Source organism: Streptomyces sp. NBC_00461 (assembly GCF_036013935.1).
Classification (GTDB): domain Bacteria; phylum Actinomycetota; class Actinomycetes; order Streptomycetales; family Streptomycetaceae; genus Streptomyces.
This window is the reverse complement of sequence record NZ_CP107902.1, coordinates 5,351,098-5,364,745: the sequence shown is the minus strand read 5'-3', so window position 1 is coordinate 5,364,745 and position 13,648 is coordinate 5,351,098. Positions and strand designations below refer to the sequence as shown.

At 69.6% G+C, this 13,648-nt stretch carries 14 protein-coding genes; 6 read left to right on the top strand and 8 right to left on the bottom strand.

Going from position 1 to position 13,648, the window contains the following annotated elements:
- The first annotated feature begins 95 nt into the window (after positions 1 to 95).
- Positions 96 to 509: a pyridoxamine 5'-phosphate oxidase family protein gene (locus tag OG870_RS25125; RefSeq protein ID WP_266518554.1), complete on the top strand. Its 414-nt coding sequence runs from the start codon at positions 96 to 98 to the stop codon at positions 507 to 509.
- Positions 510 to 666: 157 nt separating this feature from the next.
- Here OG870_RS25125 and OG870_RS25120 read toward each other — a convergent pair whose 3' ends face one another.
- Positions 667 to 1,002: a hypothetical protein gene (locus tag OG870_RS25120; protein WP_266518551.1), complete on the bottom strand. Its 336-nt coding sequence runs from the start codon at positions 1,000 to 1,002 to the stop codon at positions 667 to 669.
- Positions 999 to 1,244, bottom strand: coding sequence for a hypothetical protein (locus tag OG870_RS25115; RefSeq protein ID WP_266518548.1), 246 nt, complete (start codon positions 1,242 to 1,244; stop codon positions 999 to 1,001). Before OG870_RS25115 ends, OG870_RS25120 begins: the two co-directional genes overlap by 4 nt.
- Positions 1,245 to 1,390: 146 nt before the next feature.
- Between OG870_RS25115 and OG870_RS25110 the strand changes: the two genes are divergently transcribed.
- Both OG870_RS25110 and OG870_RS25105 read left to right on the top strand, forming a co-directional pair.
- Positions 1,391 to 2,371, top strand: a complete 981-nt coding sequence (locus OG870_RS25110; protein ID WP_266588812.1) for a helix-turn-helix transcriptional regulator — start codon at positions 1,391 to 1,393, stop codon at positions 2,369 to 2,371.
- Between the two features lie 82 nt (positions 2,372 to 2,453).
- Complete coding sequence (locus tag OG870_RS25105; RefSeq protein ID WP_266588810.1) at positions 2,454 to 3,431, top strand: helix-turn-helix transcriptional regulator; 978 nt, start codon at positions 2,454 to 2,456, stop codon at positions 3,429 to 3,431.
- On the opposite strand, the gene OG870_RS25100 is transcribed toward OG870_RS25105, so the two are convergent.
- Positions 3,394 to 4,437, bottom strand: a complete 1,044-nt coding sequence (locus tag OG870_RS25100) for a helix-turn-helix transcriptional regulator (protein WP_266518542.1) — start codon at positions 4,435 to 4,437, stop codon at positions 3,394 to 3,396. The two genes, OG870_RS25105 and OG870_RS25100, sit on opposite strands and share 38 nt — an antisense overlap.
- 253 nt (positions 4,438 to 4,690) lie before the next feature.
- Here OG870_RS25100 and OG870_RS25095 point away from each other — a divergent pair, with 253 nt between their 5' ends.
- The 3 genes from OG870_RS25095 to OG870_RS25085 are packed head-to-tail and all read left to right on the top strand — an operon-like array spanning position 4,691 to position 8,008.
- Positions 4,691 to 6,235, top strand: a complete 1,545-nt coding sequence (locus OG870_RS25095; protein WP_266518539.1) for a circularly permuted type 2 ATP-grasp protein — start codon at positions 4,691 to 4,693, stop codon at positions 6,233 to 6,235.
- Positions 6,232 to 7,164 carry an alpha-E domain-containing protein gene (locus OG870_RS25090; RefSeq protein WP_266518536.1) on the top strand — a complete coding sequence of 311 codons (933 nt, stop codon included), beginning with the start codon at positions 6,232 to 6,234 and terminating at the stop codon, positions 7,162 to 7,164. Before OG870_RS25095 ends, OG870_RS25090 begins: the two co-directional genes overlap by 4 nt.
- A gap of 1 nt (position 7,165) precedes the next feature.
- Positions 7,166 to 8,008 (top strand): transglutaminase family protein, encoded by an 843-nt coding sequence (locus OG870_RS25085; protein ID WP_266518533.1) that lies wholly within the window; start codon positions 7,166 to 7,168, stop codon positions 8,006 to 8,008.
- Positions 8,009 to 8,107: 99 nt separating this feature from the next.
- Here the strand turns inward: OG870_RS25085 and OG870_RS25080 are convergent, their stop codons facing one another.
- The 5 genes from OG870_RS25080 to dnaK form a co-directional block, all read right to left on the bottom strand.
- The gene (locus OG870_RS25080; RefSeq protein ID WP_266518530.1) at positions 8,108 to 9,226 is read right to left on the bottom strand and encodes a substrate-binding domain-containing protein; all 1,119 of its coding nucleotides are present in this window, start codon (positions 9,224 to 9,226) and stop codon (positions 8,108 to 8,110) included.
- 218 nt (positions 9,227 to 9,444) lie between these two features.
- A complete protein-coding gene (locus tag OG870_RS25075; protein ID WP_266518527.1) occupies positions 9,445 to 9,894 on the bottom strand; it encodes a heat shock protein transcriptional repressor HspR in 450 nt (149 codons plus the stop codon).
- Positions 9,895 to 9,899: 5 nt separating this feature from the next.
- Complete coding sequence (gene dnaJ, locus OG870_RS25070) at positions 9,900 to 11,078, bottom strand: molecular chaperone DnaJ (RefSeq protein ID WP_266925576.1); 1,179 nt, start codon at positions 11,076 to 11,078, stop codon at positions 9,900 to 9,902.
- Positions 11,079 to 11,111: 33 nt separating this feature from the next.
- Positions 11,112 to 11,774 carry a nucleotide exchange factor GrpE gene (gene grpE / locus OG870_RS25065; RefSeq protein WP_266518521.1) on the bottom strand — a complete coding sequence of 221 codons (663 nt, stop codon included), beginning with the start codon at positions 11,772 to 11,774 and terminating at the stop codon, positions 11,112 to 11,114.
- Complete coding sequence (gene dnaK / locus OG870_RS25060; protein WP_266518518.1) at positions 11,771 to 13,615, bottom strand: molecular chaperone DnaK; 1,845 nt, start codon at positions 13,613 to 13,615, stop codon at positions 11,771 to 11,773. The genes grpE and dnaK overlap by 4 nt, the downstream gene beginning before the upstream one ends.
- Positions 13,616 to 13,648: the final 33 nt, after the last annotated feature.

Below are 13,648 nucleotides of genomic sequence, written 5' to 3'. Positions count from 1 at the left end.
GTCTCCCATTGCTGACTCAATCAGCGTACACAAAGTTGAGTCTATTCCACTCAAGGCGGGAGCGGGGGCGGTCCGGCGGCTAAGTTCCCGTGGGTATGGCGACCTATTCGCAGGATCCCGGCGCCCCCGACGCCACGTACCTCAGCTTCTGGCGGGAGCGGCACCTGTGCACGCTGACGACCCCGCGCCCGGACGGCAGCCCGCACGTCGTGCCCGTCGGGGTGACCTACGATCCCGGCGCCCGACTGGCCCGGGTCATCACGAACAAGACGAGCACGAAGGTGGCGAACGTGCTGGCCGCCGGGCCGGAGGGCGCCCGCGTGGCGGTGTGCCAGGTGGACGGCCGGCGCTGGGCGACGTTGGAGGGCCGGGCCTTCGTACGGACCGACCGGGAGCGGGTCGCGGAGGCGGAGCGGCGCTATGCCGAGCGTTACGAGCGGACGCCGGCGCCGAACCCGTCACGCGTGGTGATCGAGATCGAGCTGACGCGGGCGATGGGGCTCGGATGACGGCACCGATGATTTTCGGCCAGTGCTCGACTGTGGCCGAATAGGCCGATACCCGGAAATGTCCCGTAAAACTGCAGCGGCGTCACCGTGTTCAGGTCACGGTGACGCCGCTGCGGGGGGAAGCACCTGAGCGATCTGTTGCGACGGGGGAATCGCGTCAGGCACTGCGGGGGGTGGCTGAGATGGTCCGAACTTGGGGGGTTTCCGGTTCCACCAGCCGATGGTCTCGCTGGTCAAGGTTCACAAAGATCATTCCGTACCGGATGGCACATCGCACGGGCTGCGGCGCCCCCCGAGGCCGCCGCAGACACCGGTACGCCCGTACGTCCTCGTCCTCGTCGCGCGTGACGACGACCGGCTCACCGAAGACAGTCACCATCAACGAGTCACCGGTGTGGGGGATCGCGGTGACCAGATCGATGAAGTGCCAGCCGGAGCGGTAGGCGGTGGCCATTTCGCGGCGGAAGGAGCGGTCGTCGGGTGGGGTGGTCATGACTCGGCGACCCACGTGCTGTCGGTCGGAGCAAGCCATGTGCTGTCACCCGGGACGCCGGACGCCGTGACGCCGGACGCCGTGACGATCCACGTACTGTCACCGGCGCCGGCGGCAGACACGGAAGTCGTCTTGTTCCAGGTGCTGTCCTGCGCGGCATCGCCCTTGGCCCCCGCGAGGCCGCCCAGCGCTCCGAAAGCCAAGGCCGCGGAGAAGGCGGCGACAAGCGCCGAGCGAAGCATTCTCTTATGCATAGTCGGCTTCGTCCTCATTTGAAGGTCACCTCTCCCCCGTCCGAATACGACGATGGCCCATTCCGGCACGTCATGGCCACACAAACGATGCATCATGTTCCTGCACGTTCAGGACCCTGGGGGGTGGAGATCTGGTGATAAATGAGACTAAGCGGACACATCCCCATGGGTTGACCGACCTGTGCGAGGACGGACGCCGCCTCTACGGCAACGCTCTCCGGACGGGCCGCATCGCCCGTGCGGATGTCGAGCCCGCGCCCTGCTTGATGGAGTTCGCCCTCCTTCATCCCGATCCCGACGACCCGACCTGGCTGCGTCCCGTACCCCCTTCGATCGCTCTGGCCCAGCGGCTCAACCCGATCGAGAACGAGATCACCCAGCGCCGACGGCAGTCCATCGAACTCGCCGACGCTTTCGAGCCGTTCATGACCCTCAGCGCCCAGTCGACGGCGAACACCCACTCGATCACCGTGCTGGAGGGCCTCGACCGGATCAACTCGGCACTCGATCTGGCCACCACCCAGTGCCGGACGGAGATGCTCACCGTCCAGCCGAGCCGCCGCCGCCTGGAGCACACCCTCGCCCAGGGACTCAACCGCGACCGGCCCCTGATCGAACGGGGCTGCCGCATCCGGACGCTCTACCAGCACCCGGCCCGCTACAGCCCGGAAACGCTCGCCTACGTGGCTCAGTTCACCGACGGCAAGGTGGAGTACCGCACCATCGACGAACTCGTCGAGCGGCTGATCATCTGCGACGAGACCGTGGCCTTCATCCCGACGCGCGACGACGGGGCGGTGGCCCTGGAACTCCGCCATCCGGGGCTCGTGCGCTATCTGATCAAGGTCTTCGAGTTCATGTGGACGCGTGCGGTCCCGCTGAGCGCCGGCGCCCCCTACGAGACCGCCCCCGACGGCATCACGGAGATCCAGCACTCCATCGCCAAGCTCCTCATCGAGGGGCACGTCGACGAGGCGATCGCCCGGCGCCTGGGCATGAACGTCCGCACCTGCCGCGCCCACATCGCCAAGCTCGCCACGTCCCTGGGCAGCGGCAGCCGCGCCCAGCTCGGCTTCCTCATCGCGCAGTCGGGGATCCTGAAACAGGAACCCTGAGGCAGGAACGCTGAGGCAGGAGTCCTGAAGCAGGAACGCTGAGGCAGAAACGCTGAACCCACCCGGAAGAAAAGGGTCATTCGTGACGACGCAGGCGCACCCGCACGGCCCGGAGGAGCTGTGCGAAGCGGGCCTGGAACTGTACGGCCGCGCTCTGCGCGAAGGCCGTCTGAGCGGCACGGAGGCCGAAGCGGCCCCCTGCCTCACCGACTCCGGCCTGCTGCACCCCGCCGTCACCGACCCGGGCCGTCTGGAGCCCGTCGCCCCGGCCCTCGCACTCCACCGCCTGCTGCGTACGTCGGCGGACCGCATCGCCGCCGAACGCCGGCGCGAGCAGCGGCTCGCCGAGACGTTCGCGCCTCTCATGCACATCGACGGGCAGCTCACCGCGGCACCCGGCCCGCCGACCATCAGCGTCCTCGGCGGACTCGACCGGATCAACGAGGCCATCGCCGCGGCCATGGCCGACGCCTCCCGCGAACTGCTCGCCATCCAGCCCTACGACGGCCGCAGTCCGGCCGCCCGCCTGGCCAAGAGCCTGGGCCGCGACCAGGACCTGCTGGACCGCGGCGGCCGTATCCGCACGCTCTACCAGCACACGCAGCGCCACTCCCCCGCCGTGATCGCCCGCTACGAGCAGCTGACCGGTGACGCCGAGGCGCGCACCCTCGACCAGATCACCGAGCGCCTCATCGTGATCGACCATGCGGTGGCCTTCATCCCCGCGAACGCGGACCGCACGCTCGCCCTCGAAGTCCGGCACCCGGTCCTGATCGAATACTTCGCCATCACCTTCGACCGCCTGTGGCACATGGCCACGCCCATGCACCCCATGGCCCCCACCCGCGTCGCCTTCAACGGCATCACCCCCCGCCAACACGCCATAGCCGCCCTCCTCGTCGAGGGCCACACCGACACCGTCATCGCCGAGCGCCTCGGCATGAACGTCCGCACCGCCCGGGTGCACATCGCCAAGCTGGCGGCCACCCTGGGCAGCGAGAGCCGGGCCCAGCTCGGCTATCTCATCGGACGGTCGGGGATTCTTGACCGGGAAGAGTGACCGGGGCGACGTCGGCGGAATGACGCGGGCCGTCGAGGCCCACCTGGGCGATGCGGACGCCGAGTTGGGTGCGGCTGGCCGCGCCGAGGGTCTCGGAGAGCCGGGCGATGTGGGCGCGGCAGGTGCGGACGCTTATGCCGAGCCGCTCCGCGATCACCGCGTCCTGGTGGCCCTCCGCCAGCAGCGCCGCGATGGACTGCTCGCGGTGGGAGATGCCCTCGATGCCGGTGTCGGGCAGCGGCGCGGTCAGTGGGATCGCCAGCCGCCACAGCCGGTCGAAGACGGTGACCAGATACTCGACCAGGGCGGGGTGGCGCAGCTCCAGCGCGAGGGTGCGGTCCGCGTTCGCGGGGATGAAGGCCACCGTGCGGTCGAAGAGGATGAGGCGGTCGATCACCTCGTCGAGGGTGCGCGCCTCGACCGAACCGCCCATCAGCTCCAGGTAGTTGAGCAGGCCCTGCCCGTGCCGGGCCACATGCGTGTACAGGTCGCGCATGCGCACGCCGCGCCCTCGCAGGGCCAGCGCCCGGTGCAGCCCCTCCGTCAGCTCGTGCTCGGGGCGGATGCCGCCCGGCTGCACCGTCAGGACCTCCGTCGTGCACGCCTGGGTCGCCGCGTCCATCGCGGCCTGGATACGGGACAGCCCGTCCAGGACACGGATCGCGGCACCCTCCGCCGGGCCGGAGGCCGCCTGTGTGGCGGGCCCGAGGCCGGCGTACCGCTCGACGGCGGTGACCGCCGCGCCCACCTTCCGCTGGCTCGCGCTGACCTCGTCGTACACCCCGCGCAGCAGCCGGGTCATGACCTCCTGCGGGGACGTCGGGACCAGCCAGTCCATGTCGTCGGGGTCCGGGTGCAGCAGGGCCAACTCCAGCAGACACGGCACCGGTCCGGCGTCCAGGCGCGGCACGCGGCCCCGCCGTACGGCCCGGGAATACACGCGATCCCCGGCCTCGCACAGTCGGTCAGCACCGTGTGGATGCTCATCCGTCCCGTGCCCGGCCATCGCCCATCCCACCCCCGGTTTCGCCGCCTTCCGCAGCGCAACTATGCGCGGACGCGACCGGCTCCGCAACACGGCTCGACCAAAGGTCCCGGTGGTTAACCACCTATAACTCCCGTTTCCTACCGTCCTCCTGCCGTCGTCCTGCAACAAGCTGGGGGTGGTCCCGGGCACCCCGCCCGCCCCGTCCGGGCACGCAAGCTCCCGGAAATACCGGAGTGATCGTCGCGTTACACCCCGCCTCTAACGTCCCCTCATGGCGGACATATTTGACGCATACGCGTTGGCCGATGCGTGGGACGAGATGTTTGAGCGGCCGGGTGAGGTCAGGACCGCCTATGAGCCGGTGCTGGCGGCGCTGCAGCCGATCGAACCGAGTGAACTCAGGTTCCGGGCGGATCAGATGGCCCGTGCCTTCACGGACCGCGGCGTGACGTACGCCTTCGCGGGCGAGGAGCGGCCCTGGCCGCTGGACCTCGTGCCCCGCATCCTCGACGCCCTCGAATGGGATCTCATACAACGCGGGGTGAGCCAGCGGGTCAGAGCCCTGGAGGCCTATCTCGCCGACGCCTACGGGCACTGCCGCGCCTTCGAGGACGGTGTCGTGCCCTGGCGGCTGCTGCTCAACTCCCCCCACTTCCACCGATCCGCGCAGGGGGTCGAACCACCGGGCGGCGTACGCATCCACGTCGCCGGCATCGACCTCGTACGCGACGAGGCCGGGGACTTCCGGGTGCTTGAGGACAACGTGCGGGTGCCCAGCGGGGTTTCGTACGTCATCGAGAACCGCCGGGCCATGACCCGGATCTTCCCGTCCCTCTTCACCGAACAGCACGTCCTGCCCGTCGACGGCTACTGCCACCGGCTCCTGGCCGCCCTGCGCGCCGCCGCGCCCGACGGGGTGCAGGACCCGAGGGTCGTCGTCCTGACCCCCGGCCCCAGCAACGCCGCCTACTTCGAACACGCCCTGCTCGCCCGCCTGATGGGTGTGCAGCTGGTCGAGGGGCACGACCTGGTCTGCCGCGGCAACCGGGTGTGGATGCGCACCACGCGCGGCGAGGTGCCCGTCCACGTCGTATACCGGCGCCTGGACGACGACTTCCTCGACCCGCTCCACTGCCGCCCCGACTCGGTGATCGGCTGCCCCGGCATCATGGGCGCGGCCATGGCGGGCAACGTCACACTCGCGAACGCCGTCGGCAACGGGATCGCGGACGACAAGCTGCTTTACACCTACGTCCCGGACCTGATCCGCTACTACCTCTCCGAGGAACCGATTCTCCCCAATGTGGAGTCCTACCGGCCCGACGAGCCAGGACAGTTGGAGGCCGTCCTCGACCAGATCGACCAGCTCGTCATCAAACCCGTGGACGGCGCGGGCGGCCAGGGCATCGTCATCGGCCCGAAGGCCGACAAGGACACTCTCGAACGCACTCGCAAAGCCGTCATCGCCGACCCGCGCGGCTACATCGCGCAGCGGCCCGTCGCCCTGTCCACCTCCCCCACCCTCGCGGGCGAGCGGATGGCACCGCGCCACATCGACCTCAGGCCGTTCGCGGTGAACGACGGCAACGACGTCTGGGTGCTGCCCGGCGGGCTGACCCGCGTCGCCCTCCAGGAGGGCAACCTGATCGTCAACTCCAGCCAGGGCGGCGGCTCCAAGGACACCTGGGTGCTCGCCGAGGGCCAGTCCGAGCAGCCGGCGCCCGAGCCGGCCGCCGCGATCCCCGCCGTCGCCCCGCGCCGGCTCGGACCCGACGGCACCCGTGCCGTCGTACAGGAAGGGGCCCAGCAGCAGTGAACGACGTGATCCTCTCCCGGATAGCCGAGGCCCTGAGCTGGACCGGCCGCTACGTCGAGCGGGCGGACGCCACCGGCCGCATCCTCGACGCGTATCTGCACCGCATGCTGGAGGACCCCTGGCGCGACGAGGACGCCGCCTGCCGGTCGCTGTACGCGATCCTCGGCATGGACGCCGGGGACGAGCGCGTGGACATGCAGCAGGTCCTGGACCAGCTGGCCTTCGACGCCCGCTCCACGGGCTCCATCGAAGGGGCGCTGGGCGCCGCCCGGTTGAACGCGCGCAGTGCCCGTGAGGCCGTCTCCTCCGAGATGTGGGAGTGCCTCAACTCGACATGGCACGCGCTCGCCGACCAGCGGCTCGCGGCGCGGCGTACGGGCCCGTACGCCTATCTGGAACTGGTACGGCGCCGGGCCGCCCTCTTCTTCGGCCTCGCGGACTCGACCATGAGCCGGGACGACAGCTGGCGGTTCGTCGTCCTGGGCCGCAGCCTGGAGCGGGTCGACATGACCGTACGGCTGCTGTCGGTGCGGGTGCTGGACGCCGCGCACGCGCCCGACTGGCCGACGCTGCTGAGCGCGTCCGGCGCCGACGAGGCGTACGCGCGCGTGTACGGCGGTTTCGGCGACACCCCTCGGGTGGCCGAATTCCTGCTCCTGGACCGGGACTTCCCGCGCTCGGCGCTGCACGCGCTGACCACGGCGGAGGAGTGCCTCACCGCGCTCGGCCGCCCCCGCCAGGACCCGGCGCGCCGCCCCATCGGCCGGCTGCGCACCCGTCTCGAATACCTGGACAGGCACGCCCTCGAAGACCAGCTCCCGGTCCTGCTGCGGGATCTGCAGCAGGCCTGTCTGGCGTCCGCGGACGCGGTGGCGGAGCGGTTCTTCCCGTACCAGGGGCCCGTCGAGTGGGCCCAGGAAGGAGCCTGAGATGGCTCGTCGCCTTCGTATCAAGCACACCACCCGGGTCTCCTACGCCCAGCCCGCGGCCTCCTCGCACAACGAGGTCCGTATGACCCCGCTGACGCTGCCCGGCCAGACCACCCTGGACGCCCGCGTCACCGTGAGCCCCGCGACGGCCACCTGGTCGTACTGGGATTACTGGGGCACCCAGGTCACCGGCTTCGACCTGATGGACCCGCACGGCAACCTCACCATCACCGCCTCCAGCCTGGTCGAGACGTCACCTGCCGACGCGCTCCCGGCGGCGCCCACTTGGGCGAAACTGGCCGAACTCACGGTCAACTCACGCCTGTTGGAGTTCACGAGCCCGACGGTCCGTACGACGGTCCCGGCGAAGCTCGTCAAGAAGGCGCGCAAGGCGGCGGCCGGCCTCGACCCGCACGACACGGCGACGGCCGTGTCCGCGCTGGTCGCCGGCCGGGTGTCCTACCTGCCCGGCGCCACCAGCGTGAACACGTCCCCCGCGGAGGCCTGGGAGCAGGGCGCGGGCGTCTGCCAGGACATCACCCACCTCACCGTCGCCCTGCTGCGGGGCGTGGGACTGCCGGCCCGCTATGTCTCCGGCTACCTCCACCCCGACCGCGAGGCCGAACTCCACCGTCCCGTCGCCGGGCAGAGCCACGCCTGGATCGAGTACTGGGCGGGCGACTGGTGCGGCTACGACCCCACCAACAGCACCCGGGCCGACGAGTCCCACGTCGTGGTGGCCCGAGGCCGCGACTACGACGACGTCACCCCGCACAAGGGCATCTACCGGGGTGTGGCCGGCGGGCCGCCGGAGGTGTCGGTGGAGTTCACCCGGGTGGCGTGAACCCAGGCTCGGGCGGCTGCTCCACGTACGACGCGAACCTGGCCGGCACCGGGTTCGCGTCGTCCGCGCGGCACACGAGGGAGACGGTCGACAACCGGCCTACTTGAGGCCGATCGCCGCGCACTTCGAGGCGTACTTCGACGTGCAGATCTGGGAGATCTTGTAGATGCCGTCGGCGACGACCGTCGCCTTGATGTTCTTCTTCGTCAGGGCGGTCACGGTGACGAGCTGCGCGGGGATGCCCTTGTCCGTGGGGCTGTCGACCGTGTCCTGGGTGAGGGCGTCGAACTCGATGTCCTTGCCCTGCACCTTGGCCACGGCCATCTGCGCGGCGGCCTGGGCCTCCTGCGGGTACGACTTGTACACGCTCATGTACTGCTGGCCTGCCACGATCCGCTGCACGGCAGCCAGTTCCGCGTCCTGACCGGTGAGCGGCGGCAGGCTGGTGATGCCGGCGTCCTCCATGGCCTTGACGATGCCGCCGGCCATGCCGTCGTTGGCGGAGTAGACGCCCGCGATGTTGTCCTTGCCGATCGCGTTGATCGCCTCGGTCATGTTGGACTCGGCGTTCTTCGGGTCCCAGTCCTTGGTGTCGTACGACTCGGCGATCGTCACCTTGCCGTTGAGTTCGGACAGGGCGCCCGCCTTGAACTGCTTGGCGTTCGGGTCGGTGGGCGAGCCGTTCATCATGACGATCTTGTCGGAGGTGTCGACGCCGCTGCCCAGCGCGTCGAGCAGGGAGCGGGCCTGGACCTCGCCGACGAGTTCGTTGTCGAAGGAGATGTACGCGTCGATGGGGCCCTCGGCCAGCCGGTCGTAGGCGATGACCGGGATACCGGCGTCCTTCGCCTTCTTCACCTCACCGGCGATGGCGTGCGCGTCCACCGCGTCCAGCAGGATGGTGTCGACCCCGTCATCGATCATCTTCTGCATCTGGGACGCCTGCTTGTCCGCGCTCTGGCCGGCGTTGACGTAGTCGACCTTGCCCTGGTTCTTGGTGAGCGAGGCGACCTGCTCCTTGATGATCGGGTAGTCGAAGTTCTCGTACCGGGTGTTGGCCGTCTCCGGCAGCAGCAGCCCGATGGTGACGTCGTTGCCCTTCGTGGGGCTCGCCGACTTGCCGTCCCCCGACACGTTCAGCACCCCGCAGGAGGAGAGCGAGAGGGCGGTCGTGGCGACTGCCACGCACAGGGCGATACGACGGCTACGGGTGTTCACTGCGCTTACCTTCCGACACCTTCCGAACCAGGGTGCTTCACGCGGCCCAGGTGAAGGAAGCCAACGCTTTCTTCACACGATCGTCAAGGAATAACCGGGTAATGAGACGTCAACGTTAGAGTCAGGCCACTACGTGTCGGTCTGTCACCCGAAGGCCCGAACATGGCGAAGGGGCCCGGAATGTCTCCGAGCCCCTTCCACGACCTGCCGCGAGGACGTCAGTCGGACTGCTGCCGCTTCGGCCGCCACACCACCAACGCACTGGTCTGCTGCACCTCCTGGTACGGGACCAGATCGCGGCGGTACGACGCGTGCACCGCCGCCTCACGCTGCTGCATCGCCGCCGCCGCGCCCTCGACCGCCGACTGGAGTTCGGCGACGCGCTGCTGGAGCGCGGCGACCTGGTTCTCCAGTTCGATGATCCGCTTGATGCCGGCCAGGTTGATGCCCTCGTCCTGCGACAACTGCTGCACGGTGCGCAGCAGTTCGATGTCGCGGGCCGAGTAGCGGCGGCCGCGGCCGGGCGTGCGGTCCGGGGAGACCAGGCCGAGGCGGTCGTACTGGCGCAGGGTCTGCGGGTGCAGGCCGGAGAGCTGGGCCGCCACCGAAATGACGTAGACCGGGGTTTCCTCGGTCAGTTCGTACGGGTTGCGTCGACGGCCGTCCATCTCTGTCAAGCTCCCTTCGCGGCCTGGAACAGCTCCGCCCGCGGGTCCTCGCCCGCGGTCGCCTCGCGATACGCCTCCAGCGCGTCACGAGCCTTCCCCGTCAGGTCCACCGGAACACTCACCTCGACGGTGACCAGGAGGTCGCCGCGGGTGCCGTCCTTGCGGACCGCGCCCTTGCCCCGGGCACGCATGGTGCGGCCGTTGGGCGTGCCCGGAGGCAGCTTCAGGGTGACGGGAGGGCCGCCCAGGGTGGGAACCCTGACCTCGCCGCCGAGGGCCGCCTCCGCGAACGTCACCGGGACGGTGACGGTGAGGTTGTCGTCCCTGCGGCCGAACACCGGGTGCGCTTCGACGTGCACGGTGACGTACAAGTCGCCCGCCGGGCCGCCCCGTTCGCCCGGGGCGCCCTTGCCGCGCAGGCGGATGCGCTGGCCGTCCGACACCCCGGCCGGGATGCGGACCTGCATGGTCCTGGACGACTTGGCGCGGCCGCTGCCCTTGCAGACCTCGCAGGGGTTCTCCGCGATCAGGCCGCGGCCCTTGCAGTCCGGGCAGGGGTCGGTCAGCGAGAAGCCGCCGCCGGAGCCCCGCGCCACCTGGCCGGTGCCGACGCACGTCGGGCACACCCGCGGGTTGCCGTTCGCGTCGCCGGTGCCGGAGCAGGCCTTGCAGGGTGACTGCGAGGACATGCGCAGCGGGACCGTCGCCCCCTCGATCGCCTCGGTGAAGCTGAGGCTGACCTCGGTGTCGATGTCCTGGCCGCGCCTGGGCTGCACCCGCGTGGTGCCGGAGCTGCCGCGGTTGAACAGGCCCCCGAAGACGTCACCGATTCCGCCGCCGAAGCCCCCGGAACCCCCGGCGCCCTGGGGGTTGCCTCCGAAGAGGTCGCCCAGGTCGAAGTTGAACGAGCCGCCCGCGCCGCCCGGCCCCGGGCGGTAGCCGCCGTTGCCGAAGAGGGTGCGGGCCTCGTCGTACTCCTTGCGCTTCTTGGGGTCTCCGAGGATGTCGTTGGCCTCGGAGATCTCCTTGAAGCGCTCCTCGGCCTTGGCGTTGCCCTTGTTGGCGTCCGGGTGGAACTCGCGGGCGAGCTTCCGGTACGCCTTCTTGATCTCGGCCTCGGTGGCGTCCTTGGGGACGCCGAGGACCTTGTAGTAGTCCTTCTCGATGAAGTCCTTGGTGCTCATCCTCGACGCCCCTCCTTTCTCATCGGTTCAAGCTCAGCCCTCGTCCGGGCCACCGCTCTCCTTGTCGTCGGCCGCCTCGCCGGACTCCGGGGAGTCCGCCTTGACGGTCTGCGCCCCCGGCTGGGGTTCGGCCACGGCCACCCGCGCGGGGCGGATGGTGCGCTCGCCGATGCGATACCCGGGCTGCAGGATCGCCACGCAGGTCGTCTCGGTGACGTCCGGCGCGTACGAGTGCATGAGGGCCTCGTGGATCGTCGGGTCGAAGGGCTCGCCCTCCTTGCCGAACGCCTGCAGTCCCATCTTCGCCGCGACGGTCTCCAGCGACTCCGCGACGGACTTGAATCCGCCGACGAGTTCGCCGTGTTCCCGCGCGCGGCCGATGTCGTCGACCACGGGCAGGAGCTCGGTCAGGAGGTTCGCGATGGCGATCTCCTTGACCGTGATCCGGTCCCGCTCGACCCGGCGGCGGTAGTTCTGGAACTCGGCCTGGAGCCGCTGGAGGTCCGCGGTGCGCTCTTCGAGCGCCTTGCGCGACTGGTCCAGCTGCGCCGTCAGGCCGACGATCTGTGCTGCGTCCCCGGCCGGGGCCGCCCCCTCCCCCGAAGAGGAGGAGGCGGCCTGCGGCTCGGCGTCGTCGGGGGTGGCGCCGGAGGGGACGTCAGGCTTCTCGTCGAAACCCGGGGTCTCCTCCGTCACGCGGCACCGTCCTTACGGTCCTCGTCGACGATCTCGGCGTCGACGACGTCGTCGTCGGCCTTGGGGGCCTCGGCACCGGGAGCGTCGCCGCCCGCGGCCTGCGAGGCCTGGGCGTCGGCGTACATGGCCTGGCCCAGCTTCTGCGAGACGGCCGCGACCTTCTCGGTGGCGGTGCGGATCTCGGCGGTGTCCTCGCCCTTGAGCGCGGCCTTCAGCTCCTCGACGGACGCCTCGACCTCGGTCTTGATCTCGCCCGGGACCTTGTCCTCGTTGTCCTTGAGGAACTTCTCCGTCTGGTAGACGAGCTGCTCGCCCTGGTTGCGGGACTCGGCGGCCTCGCGGCGGGCGTGGTCCTCCTCCGCGTACTTCTCGGCCTCCTGGCGCATCCGGTCGACCTCGTCCTTCGGCAGCGAGGAGCCGCCGGTGACGGTCATCTTCTGCTCCTTGCCCGTGCCCAGGTCCTTCGCGGTCACGTGCATGATGCCGTTGGCGTCGATGTCGAAGGCGACCTCGATCTGCGGGACACCGCGCGGGGCCGGCGGCAGACCCGTCAGCTCGAACATCCCGAGCTTCTTGTTGTACGCCGCGATCTCGCGCTCGCCCTGGTAGACCTGGATCTGCACGGAGGGCTGGTTGTCCTCGGCGGTGGTGAAGATCTCGGACCGCTTGGTCGGGATCGTCGTGTTCCGCTCGATGAGCTTCGTCATGATGCCGCCCTTGGTCTCGATACCAAGCGACAGCGGGGTCACGTCGAGGAGCAGGACGTCCTTGACCTCACCCTTGAGGACACCGGCCTGCAGGGCGGCGCCGATGGCGACGACCTCGTCCGGGTTGACGCCCTTGTTGGCGTCCTTGCCGCCGGTCAGCTCGCGGACGAGCTCGGCGACGGCGGGCATACGGGTGGAGCCACCGACGAGAACGACGTGGTCGATCTCGTTGATGGAGATGCCGGCGTCCTTGATGACGTTGTGGAACGGCGTCTTGCAGCGCTCCAGCAGGTCGGCCGTCAGCTGCTGGAACTGAGCCCGGGTGAGCTTCTCGTCCAGGTGCAGCGGGCCTTCGGCGGACGCGGTGATGTAGGGCAGGTTGATCGAGGTCTCGGTGGACGAGGACAGCTCGATCTTGGCCTTCTCGGCAGCCTCACGCAGACGCTGCAGGGCCATCTTGTCCTTGCCGAGGTCCACGCCGTGACCGCTGGCGAACTGCTTGACCAGGTAGTCGACGACGCGCTGGTCCCAGTCGTCACCACCGAGGTGGTTGTCGCCGTTGGTCGCCTTCACCTCGACGACGCCGTCACCGATCTCCAGGAGCGACACGTCGAAGGTGCCGCCACCGAGGTCGAAGACGAGGATCGTCTGGTCGTCCTTGTCGAGGCCGTACGCGAGCGCGGCCGCGGTGGGCTCGTTGACGATACGCAGGACGTTCAGGCCGGCGATCTCGCCGGCTTCCTTCGTCGCCTGGCGCTCGGAGTCGTTGAAGTACGCCGGGACGGTGATGACCGCGTCGGTCACCTTCTCGCCCAGGTAGGACTCGGCGTCGCGCTTCAGCTTCTGCAGGATGAACGCGGACATCTGCTGCGGGTTGAAGACCTTGCCGTCAAGCTCGATCTTCCAGTCCGTGCCCATGTGACGCTTCACGGAGCGGATGGTCCGGTCCACGTTCGTGACCGCCTGGCGCTTGGCGACCTCGCCGACGAGCACCTCACCGTTCTTCGCGAAGGCGACGACGGACGGCGTGGTCCTGGCACCCTCGGCGTTGGTGATGACGGTGGGCTCGCCGCCCTCCAGAACGCTGACGACGGAGTTAGTCGTGCCCAGGTCGATGCCGACCGCACGTGCCATGGTGATTTCCTCCAGCTGACTTGAGTGGAACGG